The organism is Oceanicola sp. 22II-s10i, assembly GCF_002210105.1.
In the GTDB taxonomy this organism is placed as follows: Bacteria; Pseudomonadota; Alphaproteobacteria; order Rhodobacterales; family Rhodobacteraceae; genus Pseudooceanicola.
The window spans coordinates 1-17,688 of record NZ_AQQU01000013.1; the positions used below are offsets into that span (position 1 = coordinate 1).

Here is a 17,688-nt window from a genome sequence, read left to right on the forward strand (position 1 = left end):
CACCGGCCCGAGGTCCACCTACACCGTCTCGAGGTAGACCTTCCACCGCTCGCTTTCGGAAATCGTGTCCAGCCGCGCCAACTCCTGCCGCTTGGTCAGGCAGAAGTTCTCGACCAGCTCCCCCGGCAGGATCCGCCGCACCAGCGGATCGCTCTCGAACCGGTCGATGGCGCTGGCCCAGTCGGGCTCCAGCGACGGCAGGTCCAGCGCATAGGCGTTGCCGGTGATCGGCGCGGGCGGCTCCATCGCGTCCTCGATCCCGATCAGCGCGGCGCCGAGGATCATCGCCATGGCGAGGTAGGGGTTGTTGTCCCCGCAGGCCACGCGGTGCTCGATCCGCCGCGCCTTGGGCGATCCGCCCGGCACCCGGATCGCCGCCGTCCGGTTCTCGTAGGCCCAGCAGGCCCCGATCGGCGCATGCGCGCCCGGCACGATCCGGTCGTAACTCGGCCCGTGCGGCGCGAAAACCAGCGTCGACGGCGCCATCCCTGCCAGACAGCCCGCCACCGCGTGCCGCAGCAGCTCGGTCCCCTCCGGCCCGCCGTTGTCGAAGATGTTCCGCCCCTCGGCATCCAGCACCGAGAAATGCACATGCATCCCGTTGCCCGCATCCTCGGCGAAGGGTTTGGCCATGAAGGTCGCGGCCATCCCGTGCTTGCGCGCCAGACCCTTCACCGCCGATTTGAAGAGGAACACGTCATCCGCCGCCGCCATCGCATCGCGATGCGTCATGTTGATCTCGAACTGGCCCAGCCCGGCCTCGGAAATCGCGCTTTCGGCGGGGATCTCCATCGCCTCGCAAGCCTCGTAGAGCTCGGTGAAATAGGCGTCGAAGGCGTCGAGCTGGCGGATCGACAGGATCGCGTGGCCGTTGATCGGCCTTCCCGAGATCGGGTTCACCGGCGGGGCCAGACCCTCGTCGGTATCGTCGACCAGGTAGAACTCCATCTCCGCCGCCGCCTCGACCCGCCAGCCGCGCGCGGCATAACGGTCCAGCACGGCGGCGAGTGCATGGCGCGGGTCGCCCGCGAAGGGCTGGCCGTCGTCGGTGTACATCCACATCGGCACCAGCGCGGCGGGCGAGCCGAGCCATGGCATCGGCACCGGCCCGTGATCGGTGGGGTAGAGGATGCCGTCGATGTCGCCGGTCTCGAAGACCAGCGGGCTGTCCTTGATGTCGGCGCCCCATATGTCGACGTTCAGCACCGATAGCGGCATCCGCACGGTGCCTTCTGAGAGCTTGGGGAACTGGTTGGCGGGCAGGCGCTTGCCGCGCATCTGTCCGTTGAGGTCGCATGCCGCGACGCGGAAGGTCGGATAGCCTTCGAATTCCATGAACTGCCTGTGGATCGTTTCCCTTGCACCTAGCTTGGTCGGTGCCGCAGGGCAAGGCAAGCCGCACCCGGCGTCACGGCAGGGGCCATGGCGCTGGCGCCCGTTCGACGGGCAGGGCTATTCCGCCGCCATCGTCCGGGGCAGGTCGGCTGCCATCAGCCGTTCGCGCGCCTGCCCGGACAGGTGGGTGATCCGTCCGCCTGACAGGGTCAGCTCGATCCGCCGGCTCTCCGCATGGATCGCGACAAGATCCGCCCGCCGTCCCGGCGCGATACGTCCCCGGTCGGGCAGGCGCAGGATTTCGGCGGGGCGGGTCGAGATCAGCGCCCATGCCTCCTGCAACGGCATCACGCCTACATCGCTCAGCCGGAAAGCGGCGGCGGCCAGGCAGGGTCCGCTGTCGCCCGACATGAGCGCATCGCAATGGCCGTCGCGCATCAGGTCCATCGCCAGCCGCGCCTGTTGCGTCGCCTCGCCACGGGCCAGCCCGTCGGCGCTCAGGACCACCGGATCGCCGACGGCGCGGGCCAGCGCCGCCGCCGCGCGCGAGGCCGGATCGCCGCAGACCTTGGCGCCGATCATGGAAAAGGTCTCGCGCGTCTCGCCGTCCGGATCGCCATGGCTGCCATAGATGATGCCCAGCCGGTCAAAGGCCTCGGCCAGCCGGCACAGGTGACGCGGCACCTCGCGCTGCTGCTTCCGCGCCGTGCGGATGCGGTCCATATGCGCCTCGGCGCTGCGACCCGCGCAGGCGGCGCTGACGGCGAAATCCTCGGGCCGTGTCGATGCGGTGGCCAGCGCGTCGTCCAGCGTGTTCACGAAAGCCACGCAGGCGGCCGCACCGGTCCCGGCCAGCGCCAGCAGGTCAGTCGCGGTCTCGACCGTATGGGTCTCGCAGCGCAGGGTCAGCCGCAGGTCCGCGCCTTCCGCCCCGGTCCGGGCCAGCGCCGACGCCAGCGCAGCGGCCTGCTCAGGCGCTTCCGCGCCGCTCGCCCAGGACCAGCCCTGCACAAGATGCCCGGTCGTGACTCCAGCCGCGGCGGCCGCACGACCGGCCTCCCGCAGAACCCGATCCGCCCGTCCGTGCCATGCCACGCCGACCCGGCCGATGTTCATGTCGACGATCCCCGGCAGCACGAGGTAGCCGCTCATGTCCACCACGGGCAGCGGCCCGCGGGTGAACAGCCCCTCGGCCACGGCAACCGAGCGTTGCCGCAGGGCGCCGTCGCGAAGGACATGCGCACCGGTCAGGCGCAGGGCGGGCAGGGCGGACAGCATGGGGGGCTCCTCGATTCCTCCCCCTGTGGATAACCCGGGAATGTATCGCCGCCGTGACATCCGCGCACAGGTCATCCACCCCCGTGCAGTGTCGCGCGGAGGGCACAGATCCCCTGCTTCTTCTGGTCAAAAATACCTCGGGGGGAGGGCCTTCAGGCCCGGCGGGGGCAGAGCCCCCGCAACCCGGCCGCGCGCCCCGGCGCGGCCGTCACCGGTGTCAGCTGGCCTTCGCCATCCGCTTGCGCTCATGCGGGTCGAGGAAGCGCTTGCGCAGACGGATCGCGTTCGGCGTGACCTCGACCAGCTCGTCGTCGTTGATATAGGCGATGGCCTCTTCCAGCGACATCTCGATATGGGGCGTCAGGCGCACGGCCTCGTCCGTGCCCGAGGCGCGGACGTTGGTCAGCTTCTTGCCCTTCAGCGGGTTCACTTCCAGGTCGTTGTCGCGCGAATGCTCGCCGATGATCATGCCGGTGTAGACCGGGGCCTGCGCCCCGATGAACATGCGGCCCCGCTCTTCAAGGTTCCACAGCGCATAGGCCACGGCCGCGCCCGCTTCCATCGAGATCAGCACGCCCGCGCGGCGTCCGGGGATCGCGCCCTTGTGCGGGATCCAGCCGTGGAACACGCGGTTCAGAACGCCGGTGCCGCGGGTGTCGGTCAGGAACTCGCCGTGGTAGCCGATCAGGCCGCGCGACGGCACATGCGCCACGATGCGGGTCTTGCCGGTGCCCGAGGGCTTCATCTCGACCAGGTCGCCCTTACGCGCGCCGGTCAGCTTCTCGATCACCGCGCCGGAATAATCGTCGTCCACGTCGATGGTGGCTTCCTCGACCGGCTCCATCAGCTGGCCGTCCTCTTCTTTCATGATGACCTGCGGGCGCGAGATCGACAGTTCGAACCCTTCGCGGCGCATGTTCTCGATCAGGACGCCCATCTGAAGTTCGCCCCGGCCCGAGACCTCGAAGGCCTCGCCGCCCGGCGTGTCCTTGACCTTGATCGCGACGTTGACCTCGGCTTCCTTCAGCAGCCGCTCGCGGATCACGCGGGACTGCACCTTCTTGCCGTCACGGCCCGCCAGCGGGCTGTCGTTGATGCCGAAGGTGACGGTGATGGTCGGCGGGTCGATCGGCTGTGCGGCCAGCGGCACGTCGACGGCCAGCGCACAGATCGTGTCGGCCACGGTCGCCTTGGACATGCCGGCGAGGGTGACGATGTCGCCCGCCACGCCTTCCTCGATGTCCTGCTGGGCGAGGCCGCGGAAGGCCTGCACGCGGGTCACGCGGAACTGTTCGATCTTCTGGCCGATGCGGCTGATCGCCTGCACGGTCTGGCCGACCTTGACCTTGCCGGTCTCGACCCGGCCGGTCAGGATCCGGCCCACGAAGGGGTCTGCCGACAGCGTGGTGGCCAGCATCGAGAAATCCTCGTCCGCGCGCTTCTGCTGCTTGGGGGCGGGGACGTGGTCGACGATCAGGCGGAACAGGGCCGACAGGTCCTTGCGCGGCCCGTCGAGCGTCGCATCCGCCCAGCCCGCGCGGCCCGAGGCATACATGTGCGGGAAGTCGAGCTGGTCGTCATCCGCGCCGAGGTTGGCGAAGAGGTCGAAGCATTCGTCGAGCGCGCGGTCGGGTTCGGCATCCGGCTTGTCGACCTTGTTCAGCACCACGATCGGGCGCAGGCCGAGGGCGAGCGCCTTGGAGGTCACGAACTTGGTCTGCGGCATCGGGCCTTCGGCGGCATCGACCAGCAGCACCACGCCGTCGACCATCGACAGGATCCGCTCCACCTCGCCGCCGAAGTCAGCGTGGCCGGGGGTGTCGACGATGTTGATGCGGGCGCCCTTCCATTCGACGCTCGTGCATTTGGCGAGGATGGTGATCCCGCGCTCGCGTTCGATGTCGTTGGAATCCATCGCGCGCTCGGCCACGGCCTGGTTCGCACGGAAGGCACCGGATTGTTTCAGAAGCTCGTCCACGAGGGTCGTCTTGCCGTGGTCGACGTGGGCGATGATCGCGATGTTGCGCAGGTCCATGGGTAACTCTTGTCTGGGGTTGGCGCCCGCCTATACCGCATCGCCACAAAATGCCAGAGGCAATGCCGCAGTGCCGCAACGTGCCCCTGTTTGCAAAGTGATCTTCCGCCGTGCGGATTATCGCTTGCCATTCCCGGTCGGCCCGATAGGTTTCCCCACCAAGCGGCAAGGGAGAAGCCGCGCCATAGGGAGACTAGCATGACCAAGATCATGAAACGCGCCGCAGCCTCTGCGGTCATATTTGCCATCGCAGCACCGGCCATGGCCACCGAATGGAATGCCTCGGTCTGGGGCAAGCGCCGCGAATTCACCGAACACGTCGAGAAAATCGCCGAGCTTGTCAGCGAAAAGACCGGCGGCAGCTTCACCATCAACGTCAGCTACGGCGGCCTGTCCAAGCCGACCGAGAACCTCGACGGCATTTCCATCGGGGCCTTCGAGATGGCGCAGATCTGCGCAGGCTATCACGAGGACAAGAACCCGACGCTGACCGCGGCCGAACTGCCGTTCCTCGGCGTGCGCGACCTGCGTGAAGAAGTGGCGATCAGCAACGCGCTGTACGCGCATCCGGCCGTCAAGAAGGACATGGAGCGCTGGAACGCCCAGATCCTGATGTCGTCGCCGATGCCGCAGTATAACCTCGTGGGCCGCGGCGATCCGCGCGCGACCGTCGACAGCTTCAACGGCATGCGCGTCCGCGCCACCGGCGGTCTGGGCGACGCGTTCAAGGCCGTCGGCGCCGTGCCGACCTCGGTCGCCTCGAACGAAGCCTACAACGCGATGGAATCCGGCGTCGTGGACACCGTGGCCTTCGCGCCCCACGCCCACCTGTCGTTCCGCACCATCGACCAGGCCAACTGGTGGACCGAGAACCTGAACCCCGGCACCGTGAACTGCCCGGTCGTGGTCAACATCGACGCCTACAACGCCCTGTCCGACGAAGAGCGCGCGGCGCTCGACGGATCGGTGGACGAGGCGATCGACTACTACATCGAGACCTACGGCAAGCTGATGGACCGCTGGGAAAACGTCCTGACCGAGAAGAACATCCAGAAGGTCGACTTCTCGGACGAGGAACTGGCCAAGTTCCGCGAGGCCACCAAGGGCATCCAGGCCGACTGGGTCGCCAAGATGGACGCGCAGGGCATTCCGGGCGAAGAGCTTCTCGCGACCATCGAGAAGACGCTGGAAGAAGCGCACAAGACCAACTGATCCGGCTGACCCCGGCGGCATCGCCGCCGGGGTCTTTCGCTGAACAGAGGGGGCAGGGACCGGATGCGGTTCCGTGCCTTTTTACGTTTTAACAATCGGGGGACATTGCATGGCCGGATCGCTCTCCGTCCTGACGGATGACAGCCTGCTCAGCCGGATCGACCGGCGGTTCTACGTTTTCGAGAAAGCCATCGGCTTCCTGTCCGGGGCCGCCGTGCTGGCACTGATGTTCCTTGCCGTGATCTCGGTCGGGGGACGCAACTTCTTCAACATGCCGCTGCCCGGTTACGTCGACTGGATGGAGCTGGCGATGCCGCTGATCGCCTTCCTCGGCATCTCCTACGCGATGCGGGATGGCGGGCATATCCGCATGGACATCCTGATCGGTCAGCTGCAGGGCCGCAAGCTGTGGATGGCAGAGTTCGTCACCACCTTCGCCACGCTGGTCCTGATCGTGCTGCTGATCTGGGGCAGCTGGGCCCACTTCGGCCGCAGCTTCGACTGTTCGCGGCCGCTGTGCAGTGCGGACAGCACCATCGACATCGGGATACCGCTGTGGCCCGCAAAGCTGCTGGTGCCTGCCAGCTTCTCGGTCCTCGCGCTGCGGCTTGTGCTGCAGCTCTGGGGCTATGCCCGCGCGATTTCCGAGGGTACCGACCAGCCCGTCGCCGTGCCGCTGGTGAAATCGGCGGCTGAACTGGCCCAGGAAGAGGCCGAACACGTGCAGGGTGCCAGCGGGGAGGGTCGGTCATGACCAGCATCGACATCGGTCTGTGGACCACCGCATTCCTGTTCCTGCTCGTCGTCCTCGGGATGCGCGTCGCCTTTGCGGCGGGTATCGCGGGGCTGGTCGGGCTGATCTGGATCTTCTGGGCCAAGTTCGGCTACGACCCCGGCCGCTTCGGCCAGGCGGTCACGGTCGCCGTCAAGACGGCGGGGCAGGTGCCGCATTCCAAGATCGCCAGCCAGGAACTGTCGCTGATCCCGACCTTCATCCTGATCGGCTACATGGCCTACTACGCGGGGCTGACCGCCGCGCTGTTCGACGCGGCCAAGAAATGGGTCGGCTGGCTGCCGGGCGGCATGGCGGTCTCCACCGTCTTTGCCACCGCGGGCTTCGCCGCCGTGTCGGGCGCTTCGGTCGCCACCTCGGCCGTCTTCGCCCGGATCGCGATCCCGGAGATGCTCAAGGTCGGATACGACAAGCGCTTTGCCGCGGGCGTCGTGGCGGCGGGCGGCACGCTGGCCTCGCTGATCCCGCCGTCGGCGATCCTCGTGATCTACGCGATCATCGTGGAACAGGACGTGGGCAAGCTGCTGCTGGCGGGCTTCATCCCCGGCGCGTTCTCGGCCATCGTCTATGGCGCGATCATCGTGACGCTGGCGCTGGCGCTGCCGCGCTTCGGCCCGCCGGTCGGAGGGTTCACGTGGAAGGAGCGCTTCGCCTCGCTGCCGCCGGCCTTCCCGATCTTCTTCGTCGTCTTCATCATCATCTTCTTCATCTACAACCCGTTCGGCGGCGACCCCTGGGGCACACCGACCGAGGGCGGCGCGCTCGGCGCGGCGGTGGTGTTCCTGATGGCGGTGATCAAGGGCATGAAGTGGTCGCAGCTCAAGGACGCGCTGCTGGAGACCGCCAAGCTCGCCACCATGATCTTCACGATAATCTGGGGCGTTCTGGTCTATGTCCGGTTCCTCGGCTTCGCCGACCTGCCGGGGGCGTTTTCCGACTGGATCACCTCGCTCGAGCATTCGCCGATGATCACGCTGGTGATGATCCTGCTGGCCTATGCCGTGCTGGGGATGTTCATGGACGCGATCGGGATGCTGCTGCTGACCTTGCCGGTGGTCTATCCGGCGGTCATGGCGCTGAACGGGGGCGAGTTCGTGTCGGCCGCCGACAGTGCCTTCGGCATGTCGGGCCCGATGTGCGCGATCTGGTTCGGGATCCTCGTGGTGAAGATGGCCGAGTTCTGCCTGATCACCCCGCCGATCGGGCTGAACTGCTTCGTGGTCGCGGGCGTGATGCCCGAGATCTCGGTGCAGGACGTGTTCCGCGGCGTGACGCCGTTCTTCATCGCGGACGGGATCACCATCGCGCTGCTGGTGGCATTCCCGCAGATCGTGCTGTTCCTGCCCTCGCTGGCCTAGGGGTGCGCCGCCTTTCGGGGCGGCGCCCAAGTATCGGGCCGGACGGGCATCGAGCCCGTCCGGCCCGGCCTCCGGCGGGCATATTTATGGCAAGATGAAGCGGGTGGAGCGCGCCCTACTTGCGACGGCGAACCTGCGGGATGCTTGTCGGCGAAAGCCTGTATTTCGCTTCCGGGTGCGGGGGATGGCCGTGGGTGCGGTTCCAGAACTTCGTGCCGCCGAGTTTCAGGAACAACGGGAACGTCAGGCCCGCGCCGACGATGAAGCCGCCGGCATGCGCCCAGTAGGCGACGCCGCCGCCGGTCGGGTCCGAACCGACTCCGTTGAGGAGCTGCAGGGCGAACCAGACCCCGAGCATGATCCATGCGGGCACCGGGAAGATGCGGAAGAAGACGATGAAGATGAACAGGATGTCGACCTTCGCCTTGGGAAACAGCAGCAGGTAGCCGCCCATCACCCCGGCGATCGCGCCGGAGGCACCCACCACGGGCACCGGCGAGAACGGGGCCGACAGGTAATGCACCAGCGCCGCGCCGATGCCCGAGGCGAGGTAGAAGCCGAGGTAGGGCAGGTGGCCCATCTCGTCCTCCATGTTGTCGCCGAAGATCCACAGGAACAGCATGTTGCCCGCCAGGTGCATGAGTCCGCCGTGCAGGAACATCGAGGTGAACATCGTCCCGAACCCCTCGCCCGAGGACACGCGGGCGGGGATCATCGCCCATTCGCCGTAAAAGGCGTTGATCGCAGCCATGTCGCCCGCGACCGGCAAGGTCAGCAGGAACACGGCGACATTCGCCAGGATCAGGGCGTAATTGACGAAGGGCGTGCTGCCGGACGGGTTGTGATCGCGCAGGGGAAACATGGAAGCGGACGCTACGCCAAAGCCGGGGGGCGTCAATCCCCCGCGTCGGGCGGGCCGCGCGAATGTGACTTGATCGGCGCGCGGTTCCGTGCGGCAATGACGGGATGAAGCCGCTGTTCGCCATACTGGCGCTCGTGGTCTCCACCGGCGCCCAAGCTGAGAGCTGTCCCCCGCCGCCCGACCACGGCGCGGCCATCGCCGCCCTGCTGGCGCAGGTGCGCGAGGCGGGGACGGAGATGGAGGCGCGGGTCCTGACGAACGAACTGTGGGGCCTCTGGGCCGATGCGCCGGACGAACGGGCGCAGGCGGTGCTCGACAGCGGGATGCGCAAGCGCGAGAGCTTTGACCTGCGCGGCGCGATCGAGGAGTTCGACCGTCTGATCGCCTATTGCCCGGACTATGCCGAAGGCTACAACCAGCGCGCCTTTGCGCTGTTCATCGCGCAGGACTATGGCAGGGCCCTCGCGGACCTCGACCGGGCGATCGCGCTTCAGCCGCAGCATGTCGCGGCGATGGCTGGGCGTGCGCTGACCCTGATGGGGCTGGAGCGTTCGGACGAGGCGCAGGCAGAGCTGCGCGCGGTGCTGAAGATCCACCCCTGGTTGCCCGAGCGGCGGATGCTGGTCGAGACCGACACCGAGCTTTGACGGTCGCTTGCGTTTTACAGGAGAGCCGCGTCCGCTAAGGTCGCGAAGGCCGTCCGCGTGGGGGGAGGGTAGGTCTTGGGGACTCCAGAATGCGCCGTTGCGCAGATGACATCGACACCAGTGGTGGAATTGGCCATGTTGATGGACTGTATTTGAATCAGCGGCTTAGGGTTTTCTGACCAGCCCGACTCGACACCGGACGAGGAAACCGCGCAGGGACCGGCGCAGGACGTGAAAAGCCTTGTTGCGGGGTGGAGGACATCCACGAGAACAAGGCAGGTATTTGCATACGGTGAAGACTGTACAGCTTGTATCGCGGTCCAGGCGGGCATCTCGCCAACTCCGTGGGTTTCCTGCAGTTGTCCCAAAGGCGTCAGATGGCACCTGGATACCTCAGGTAGGCGCCAACGTCTTTGCGATGAGCCACTCACATGACGTGGAGCAAAGAGACGAACGCGGCACGCAGGTACAAGACCGTCGACGGCACCGACACCACCCTCGTTGGAAATCGATGTGATGTGAATTATGAGATCATCTGAGGCGCGTTATCCCTGTTTCTTCGGAGACGGATTTCGAGCAATCGAAAGGGATGACGGAGTTGTCGTAGTAACTGTGGCGGCGTGGTGGAATGGTATACACAGCAGACTTAAAATCTGCCGCCTTATGGATTGTGGGTTCGAATCCCACCGCCGCTACCAATGAAGGACAACCGGGCTTTCCCTGAAAATGTGGAGAGCACCAACTGAGGACTCAGAAGGCGTTCTACGGGAAGCGGAAACAGGCCGACGCCGTTGTTTCGGCGTGACGCGCTGCGACATCGCCATGGTCGAGAGGTTCTTCAAGACGATCGAGTCGGCACTGATCCGGCTGTCGGCCTACGCCTCGCCCCGGCAATCGCGACAAAAGGCCGAAGACGCCATCGCCCGACACATCGACGGGTCGTACAATCCCGTCAGACGGCACTCATCGCGCGACTTCCAGAGCCCGAACGCCTCCGAGCGGACAGCCCGCAAACCCTGAACGCTCTCCACAAGACCCGGAGACGTCCAGCCTAGCGTCATGAATCCGCTTCCTGGTCGGTCTGTTGCGGAACAAGGTCCTCAAGCAGGTTCTTCCCATCGTCAGAGCTCTTCAGCCCGGCGTTGATGATATCAATCGCTTCCCGCAGGCTTTCCAAGGCATCCGGATCGTCGACATCCTGCAGGGCCAACCTTATCAGCCTGCGGATCTGCGACAGGCGCGCGACATTGTTCAGACGCGTCTCTGCAAGTTTGTACAGGGTCTCGACGTAGAGTACGCGCGCGTCCGACATGACATACCTATAGGCTTGCGGATAAAGGAGCGCATCTACTTTAAGTTGCGCCTGCTCAACAACCCAACGCGGGAACGGCTTCCCAAGTTCGTGATGAGGACGTGGCGGAAGTTTCGTGTCTCGGCGACGGACCGCCCCGGCAGCGTCGCGTGGGTCATTTGGAGTGCAACGAAGGTATACCGGGCATAAAGTCCGGATGAAGCAGCAAGGAGAAGCCAGTGACCCCATGGCCGCCGGGCAGACGTGCCCGTGATCGGGTGGACCCGTCGAATCTCTGCCGACACGGGTGTTTGGATGCGCCTGACGGTCCAGAGGCCGACGTGGTCCGCGAACAACCGCCGGTGCCGCAGAACAAGCCGCGCACATGCGGTGCTGCATGGCCCGGAAGGCGGGGAAACACGGAGTCCGCTGGAGCTTTCTGGGGGTCACATCATGGTTCGGAGTGGACAACGCTCCTTCCGATCAGAGGGCGAGAGCCGGGAACACATAAATGCTGTAATTCACTTCTATGGTGCTGACTCGGAGCCGTCTCAGTACTTGGATCAAAGCGCGAGGACGGGAATGCTTAAGGTGGGCACACGCAATTGGACAGCGTTGAGCTGTTCCACTGTTGGGCTGGCATTGGCTTTGACATATGCTGCGCCGGCGCGGGCCGACGGAGAGTTTTTCCAGCTCGATATCGCCGAAGGCGCGACGGACTTCAGCCTCGCGATTGCGAGGGGACGACTCAATCTCGGCGGGAATTACGCCCGTTACGACGGCGGCAGTTCCGGCAGCCTGTCCTTGCTGTGGTCAATACCGGTCGACCCGCTCGGCACGTTCAAGGTCGGACCCAGCGTTGCCCGCATCCTGAGCGACACCGATCCTGACAGAACTCGGGTCGGGGCCAAGATCACGTTCGAGCGCTGGTCGCCGACCGAATTCGGCCATCTCTTCCTCCTGGGCGAATACAGCACGATCGACAACAGCTACTTCGGGCTGGTTCAGACCGGGTTCGGCAACTCCGGCTTCGCGGCCGAGCTGTCTGTCGGCGGCAGCGACAACTACAGCGCCATCACCGCTGCGGTATCGAAGCGGATCGGTGAGGGACCACTGGTCCTCAGGGCGGGCTATCGCTTCAAGGCCGAGACCCTGTTCGTCGGTTTCGCCATCAACACGTTCTAACAGGAGAAGCCAATGGCTGAGAATCCGTACCGGGGATTGATCACTTTGCCACAGGCCGCATACGGTTTCGTTGCACTCTCATTCCTCGTGCTGACCCTGGTCACGATCGCGCTGTTTTCGGCGCGGTCCGAGTCCGTGCTGGACGATGCACTGGACAGCGCGGTCAGGAAGCGGACCGAGGCGGCGGCGCAGGATTTCGCCCGGACGCTGCACTCCGACTGGGCCAATCTCAAGCACCTTTCCCGCATGATCGACGGCTCGGACATCGGTGGTGTGGGCGAGGTCATGGCCGGGATTCGGGGCAATGGTGAACGGATCTCGTGGATCGGTTACGCCGGTGTGGACGGCATCGTGCGCGAGGCTTCGGACGGGTTGCTGGTCGGCGCGGATGTCACTGAAAGACCCTGGTTCCGCAACGGCCTGCGTTCGGGGTTCGCGGGCGACGTGCACGATGCGGTCTTGCTGGCCAAGCTCCTGCAGCCCAAGGGTGGCGACCCCTTGCGCTTTGTCGACCTTGCCCTGCCGGTCACAGACGGCAGGGGAGAACTGACGGGTGTCGTCGGCATCCATATCGACGCAGCATGGGCAGAACGGTTTCTGACTGAAACGGCCGAAAGCCTGGGGGTCGACCTTTACCTGATAAACCAGTCCGGTGAGGTGGTCATGGCGAGCGGTGGCCAGTCGCCCGACGAGGACGAACAAAAGCTGCTGGCGGCCGCGCGTCTTGGTGCCGAGTCGGCCAGCCGCGATGAATGGCCGGATGGGCAGCAGTACTTCACCACGCTTGTGCCGGACGTGAGTTACGCGGATTTGCCGAGCTTCGGATGGCGGCTTGCCGGACGGCTGGACGTGCAGACTTTCCGTCCCCAGATCTACACGCTCGTCGTGTCCGCGATGCTGGCCGCCGCAGTGGCGCTTGGGGCGCTCGCGGCGCTCACCCATCTGTTTGTGCGCATTTACATCCGGCCCATCGGGGCACTTGTCGAGAACGCCACGCAGCTTGCGGCAGGCGAGGCGGTCTATCCGCGCGAACGCAACGCGACGCGCGAGGCCGCACAGCTGTCGGCCGCGCTGGCGGTCCTGCAGGCGCGCAGGCAGAAGATCAGCGGTTACTGAACGAGAACCGTTCCATCAGGTCGCTGATCAGTGCGGTTGCGCGGACGTTTGAGACACCCGGCGCATTTCCTTCAGCGTAGAAGCGGACGAAGAACGCATCGCGCTGCGCCGAATCCGGCAGCAACTGCACCCGCGCGCCATCCGCGGTCGACGCGATGACATATGCCCCGACCTCGCCCGGAACCCCTTCGATCTCGATCGTGCCGCGCGTCTCGGTCGGGAAGACGGCACCGCGCAGGCGCACCGTGTCCATCGTCAGCGACGTGATCCATAGCCCCCATTCGTCTGCGCCTGACCGGAAGGTCACGCGCTCGGGGCGGTCGGCTACGTGTATTTCGGTGCGGGGCATTTCGATGCATGCCAGAGACGTCACGCCGAGCACGACGAGATTGTAGAGCGTCCAGAACAGGATCACCCACTTTCCGTCGCCCGCGTCGTTGAAGGCAAAGCGGTCGGACACGACCCCCAGCCAGAGCCCCACGAAGGTGGCAAGGAAACCCAGAAGGAACGGCATCATCATTTGCCATTGCACGACGATGCGGGACCGGTCGCCGCCCTTGGCCGTGACCGAGAACGGGTGCCCGTGCGGCCGGAATAGCCCTACGATCGCCGCGCGGCTGATCGGAATCGCGCCGATCAGCTGACTGACGTCGTTCAGGATGGGCACCACCATGCCGCGGCTGAGGATGTTCAGGATCACGATGATCCAGATGTAGTAACAGCCAAAATAGCTGATCACGTCCGGCAGGCGGGCATCGACCACGGTGATGTTGCCGTACCAGTAGAGCAGCGGAAACAGGATCGCGGCGATGCGAAAGGGAAAGGTCGTCAGCCAATAGAAGACCGAGTCGATGACGCTCCACCGGTCGCGCAGTCGCAGGTTGCTCTTCGCGAAGGGACCGAGCGAGGACCGTGCGATCTGCATCAGTCCGAGACACCAGCGGGCACGCTGCGTGACGTATTCCCTGAGGCCTTCCGGTGCGAGACCCTCGGTCAAGGGCTCGGCCAGATAGACGGTGCGCCATCCCTTGTTCTGAAGGGCCAGGGTCAAGAGGAAATCCTCGGTCACGCTTTCCGTCGGCAAGCCGCCGATGTCCTGCAGCGCCGACATTCGGCAGACCGACGAGGTGCCGCAGCAAAAGGCGATACCCCAGCCATCGCGGGACGGCTGCATGTGGTCGAAGAAGAAGCGCTGTTCGTCGGGATAGGACCGGCTCAGACCGAAATTGTGCTGGATCGGGTCAGGGTTGAAGAAATGCTGCGGCGTCTGCACCAGCCCGACGTCCGGGTCGTGGAACAGCGCCAGCGTGCGCGACAGGAACCCCCTGTGCGGCACGAAATCGGCGTCCAGCACGGCGACGAAATCCGGCGGCACCGCGTCCTCGGCCAGCCGCGCCAGCGCGTGGTTGATGTTGCCGGCCTTGGCGCCCTTGTTGTCGGGGCGGCGCATGTAGCGCACGCCAAGCTGGTCGCAGAAATCCCGCAACCAGTCCCGGCGGCTGTCGTCCAGGACGATGACCTCCTTGTTCTGGTGGCGGAGTGAGCGCGACCCGACGATGGTGCGCTCGAGGACGTCCTTGTCCTCGTTGTAGGTCGCGATCAGGATTGCGACCTTCGGCTCGGGTCCATTCCACCAGCCGGCATGTTCCGTCGCCTCGTCGCTGCGCAGTTTGACACGCGACATGATGACGAAGGCGCTGAGCGAGCCGACCAGCGACAGCATCTCGAGCGCGAAAAGCGATCCGGAGGCGAGAAAATCGATGGTCAGACCGACTGGCGCCAGGGTCTCGGTCAGTCGCCACCACGCGTAGCGAATTGCGAGGAAGAACGCGATCGTGAACAGCGCCGCGCGGTGTCTGTCGTTGGTCCGGTCGACAATGGACGGCAGGATCAGGGCGATGCCCGTGATCATCCACAGATGGATGACGCTGGAGCCGAGGCCACCCAGATGGGGGAACTCAAGCATGTCAGCCGCGGAACAGGTCGAGCGGCCGCCGGTCGAAGAAGGCGCGTCCGGTCTGGCCGATCAGACATCCGACCTCGGGGTCGGTCGCCAGACCCGGAATCTGAAGCATCACGTCATACCGTTCGAGATGCTTCTGGCTGGGGGCCACCGCGAGGTGGTCATAGACGGTCACCGCGCCAGAACCGGCCAGCCGGATCACGGTGCCGTCAAAGGTGCCGGACTGACCTTCCAGCCGGAACGTCGCGGCCTGTCCGATCCTGAGACCGTTGTAGACCCGTTCGGTCACCGACAATGTGACCATGACCTGGTCGCAGTCCACCAGCCGCAGGATCGGGTCGCCGCGTTGAACCGTGACGCCGTCGGCCTGAAGGACTTCCCAGAACAGGCCGTCGTTCGGCGCACTGATCTTGCCGCCACGGAGCCCATTCACCCGCACCCGTTCGCGGTCGATCCGACCTTGTATGGCCGCGGCCCGAGCCTGTGCTTCGGCCAGCGCGTTCTTCAGGCCGGTCAGGACGGAGTCGAGTTCGGTCGCGCGCTGCGCGGCATTGGGGGAATCGTTGTAGCCATCGCCAAGAAACACGCCTGCCTCGCCGGCCTTCACCGCGATTTCCAGAACCTCGACCCGCTCCCGCGCATGGTCCAGGACGAGGGCATCGACCAGCGGTTCGCCCGGAAGGCGGTTCTGAAGATCGTCCAGCCCGTCGATCAGCCGCTGGTCGGCATCGTCGGGAAAGGCCCCGCCTTCGAGCAGCTTCAGCCGTATCCGGGCGTGATCAAGCCGTGTGCGCAGTTCGTCCAGCCGGTGTTGGCTATACACGTCGGACCGGTCCACCAGCCCGGCGCGCACAGTCTCGGTCGCCTCAATGTCGGCGGTCAGTCGCGCGGCTTCGGCCGCGGAGAAATCAAGTTCCATCATGAGGTCGTTCAGCCGGACGGAATCGACCAGTTCGTCGGTCACGGTGGCGAGGACCTCACCTTCGGACACACGCGAGCCCAAGGCACGATCCGGCATCTCCAGCGTACCGGCCACTTCTGAACGGACAGTGACCACCGGGGCATTCACAACCGCATCCGCGCTGGCTCCGGACATCTGTTCTCCGACGATGATCCAGACGGCAACGACAATTACGATGAGACCGATCGCGAGACGGGCGTATTTCATATCAGATCCTTGGAGGATTGGGCGATTGGTTAGGGGCTCTGTGGATCCGGGCCGAATCCCTCGAACCTACTATTTCACGGCGCTGTCGTCTAATTATGGCGCTCGTTTCGGGCGATGGCGCAGAGCAAATGCAGTGTTGCTGAGTAGTATGGCTGATTGGCAATATCTTGCCCTTCGATATCCGGAATTCCGCCGGAGGCCAGCGTGACAATGGCCCGGAACCCCGGTTCGTTGCTTTCGCTGAGCGGGGTGCCGTCCTTGTCGAAGGCCACCGCAACATGCCCTGGGAGGGTGGCCCGGCGCATGGCGGCACGCATTTCAACGACCGCCGCATGATCACCCAGACCGGACCAGGCAAGGTAGAGCGGCACGCGAAGCGCGTCATAGCTCGATCGCAGAAGGTGGTCGCGGGGCGGGGCGAACCCCTCGGTCGTGACCTCGATCCAGTCGGGCACCGGGCCGATGGAGGCGAGCTCGTGCAAGAGGCGCTCGCCGTGGGCCGCGGCTTGTGACAGCTCAGGCATCCCGAAGGCCGTGCCAAGCTCCCTCAGGGCGCGGGGATGATAATAGGACGGGTTCACGAGCACGCCCGCCTCGTCATGTCGCGCCTCGGCTCCCGGAAGGAGAAGCAGCGCGTCGGGTGTCCGCGGGTCGGGTGCCAGACACAGTGTGACGACGTCGCGGCAGATCGCCTCGGTCACGGAAAGGTCGATCGACCAGCCCGTCACGCGGGACGCTCGCAATAGGGCCCAGGCCCGGAACAGGTCGCCGTCCGTGGCATTGTGCCAGTCGAGGATGTGCTGTGCCTGTGAAGGGTCCCAGGCCCAGGACATGAGCGCGTCCTGGCGATTGGCGAGTGTCCGGCGCGTCCAGGCCTCGATCCGCTCGAAGGTGGGCCGGTCTCCGAAGGCCTGCGCAAGCAGGAGGCCATAGGCCTGCCCCTCGGAGTGGCTGATGCCGTTCTGGCCGTTGTCAACCACTCTGCCGTCCTGAGCAACGAACTTGTCGCGCCACTGAATCCAGGCCGACCTGCCATCACCGCCCCTTGCTCCGTAGGCCGCAAGCGGAAGCGACGCGAGGGCTCCAATGAAGGGTCTGCGTTTCATGTCCGTGGTGTCAGGGAGGGGCACGCAAGTGACCGCGTGCAATTCAGGTTGGAGGTTGCCTTGGCTGAGCCCGTGCAGCCTAAGCCGCCCCTCCCATCTTCGCAAGCCGGGGTCATTCGCGGTCTTGAGGATCGAAAGGGTGGGGGGGACGACGACCCAGAATGGCGTGGAGCCGAAGGCCGACATTCGCCCGCGTCGCGCACGGTTTCCGCCTGAAGCGGGGTCTGGCGAAAGCCCCGGCGCCGCAACGGCCAGCGCTTCAGTCGATGAGGCCCGTTTGCAGACTTCGTTGCGCCCCTGCGAAACCTGCCGCCGTCGATCGGGCCTGCATGGCATCCC

At 65.5% G+C, this 17,688-nt stretch carries 14 protein-coding genes, 1 tRNA gene and 1 pseudogene; 8 read left to right on the forward strand and 8 right to left on the reverse strand.

The genetic code is table 11. From position 1 onward, the window contains the following. Positions 1–18 precede the first annotated feature (18 nt). The 3 genes from ATO6_RS21465 to typA all read right to left on the reverse strand — a co-directional run bounded on the left by ATO6_RS21465 (position 19) and on the right by typA (position 4,648). The gene (locus ATO6_RS21465; RefSeq protein WP_088626113.1) at positions 19–1,335 is read right to left on the reverse strand and encodes a glutamine synthetase family protein; all 1,317 of its coding nucleotides are present in this window, start codon (positions 1,333–1,335) and stop codon (positions 19–21) included. Between the two features lie 117 nt (positions 1,336–1,452). Beyond that, on the reverse strand, positions 1,453–2,613 hold the full coding sequence (locus ATO6_RS21470) for an amidohydrolase family protein (protein WP_088626114.1): 1,161 nt from the start codon (positions 2,611–2,613) through the stop codon (positions 1,453–1,455). A gap of 217 nt (positions 2,614–2,830) precedes the next feature. After that, positions 2,831–4,648: a translational GTPase TypA gene (typA, locus tag ATO6_RS21475; protein ID WP_088626115.1), complete on the reverse strand. Its 1,818-nt coding sequence runs from the start codon at positions 4,646–4,648 to the stop codon at positions 2,831–2,833. A gap of 198 nt (positions 4,649–4,846) precedes the next feature. Between typA and ATO6_RS21480 the strand changes: the two genes are divergently transcribed. From ATO6_RS21480 to ATO6_RS21490, 3 genes are all read left to right on the forward strand, one after another. After that, entirely contained in the window at positions 4,847–5,860 is a 1,014-nt protein-coding gene (locus tag ATO6_RS21480) for a C4-dicarboxylate TRAP transporter substrate-binding protein (RefSeq protein ID WP_088626116.1), read from the forward strand. Between the two features lie 109 nt (positions 5,861–5,969). Further along, complete coding sequence (locus tag ATO6_RS21485) at positions 5,970–6,614, forward strand: TRAP transporter small permease subunit (protein ID WP_088626117.1); 645 nt, start codon at positions 5,970–5,972, stop codon at positions 6,612–6,614. Further along, on the forward strand, positions 6,611–8,011 hold the full coding sequence (locus ATO6_RS21490; protein ID WP_088626118.1) for a TRAP transporter large permease: 1,401 nt from the start codon (positions 6,611–6,613) through the stop codon (positions 8,009–8,011). Before ATO6_RS21485 ends, ATO6_RS21490 begins: the two co-directional genes overlap by 4 nt. Before the next feature lie 115 nt (positions 8,012–8,126). Here the strand turns inward: ATO6_RS21490 and ATO6_RS21495 are convergent, their stop codons facing one another. Next, entirely contained in the window at positions 8,127–8,873 is a 747-nt protein-coding gene (locus ATO6_RS21495; RefSeq protein ID WP_088626119.1) for a rhomboid family intramembrane serine protease, read from the reverse strand. 104 nt (positions 8,874–8,977) lie between these two features. On the opposite strand from ATO6_RS21495, the gene ATO6_RS21500 reads away from it, so the two are divergent. From ATO6_RS21500 to ATO6_RS25520, 3 genes and pseudogenes are all read left to right on the forward strand, one after another. After that, entirely contained in the window at positions 8,978–9,520 is a 543-nt protein-coding gene (locus ATO6_RS21500) for a tetratricopeptide repeat protein (protein ID WP_088626120.1), read from the forward strand. A 614-nt stretch (positions 9,521–10,134) separates the two neighbouring features. Continuing rightward, positions 10,135–10,218 (forward strand) — tRNA-Leu (locus tag ATO6_RS21505). A gap of 196 nt (positions 10,219–10,414) precedes the next feature. Continuing rightward, positions 10,415–10,540, forward strand: a pseudogene (locus ATO6_RS25520) (IS3 family transposase); the annotation flags it as partial. 37 nt (positions 10,541–10,577) lie between these two features. Here ATO6_RS25520 and ATO6_RS21515 read toward each other — a convergent pair. After that, positions 10,578–10,832, reverse strand: a complete 255-nt coding sequence (locus tag ATO6_RS21515; RefSeq protein WP_088626122.1) for a hypothetical protein — start codon at positions 10,830–10,832, stop codon at positions 10,578–10,580. 561 nt (positions 10,833–11,393) lie between these two features. Between ATO6_RS21515 and ATO6_RS21520 the strand changes: the two genes are divergently transcribed. After that, positions 11,394–11,996 carry a hypothetical protein gene (locus tag ATO6_RS21520; protein ID WP_141102052.1) on the forward strand — a complete coding sequence of 201 codons (603 nt, stop codon included), beginning with the start codon at positions 11,394–11,396 and terminating at the stop codon, positions 11,994–11,996. Between the two features lie 12 nt (positions 11,997–12,008). Beyond that, complete coding sequence (locus ATO6_RS21525) at positions 12,009–13,112, forward strand: cache domain-containing protein (protein ID WP_141102053.1); 1,104 nt, start codon at positions 12,009–12,011, stop codon at positions 13,110–13,112. On the opposite strand, the gene ATO6_RS21530 is transcribed toward ATO6_RS21525, so the two are convergent. The 3 genes from ATO6_RS21530 to ATO6_RS21540 form a co-directional block, all read right to left on the reverse strand. Continuing rightward, complete coding sequence (locus ATO6_RS21530; protein WP_088626125.1) at positions 13,099–15,078, reverse strand: glycosyltransferase; 1,980 nt, start codon at positions 15,076–15,078, stop codon at positions 13,099–13,101. The two genes, ATO6_RS21525 and ATO6_RS21530, sit on opposite strands and share 14 nt — an antisense overlap. Before the next feature lies 1 nt (position 15,079). Beyond that, entirely contained in the window at positions 15,080–16,243 is a 1,164-nt protein-coding gene (locus ATO6_RS21535; RefSeq protein ID WP_088626126.1) for an HlyD family efflux transporter periplasmic adaptor subunit, read from the reverse strand. Positions 16,244–16,332: 89 nt separating this feature from the next. Further along, the gene (locus tag ATO6_RS21540) at positions 16,333–17,685 is read right to left on the reverse strand and encodes a glycosyl hydrolase family 8 (RefSeq protein WP_369597077.1); all 1,353 of its coding nucleotides are present in this window, start codon (positions 17,683–17,685) and stop codon (positions 16,333–16,335) included. Positions 17,686–17,688: the final 3 nt, after the last annotated feature.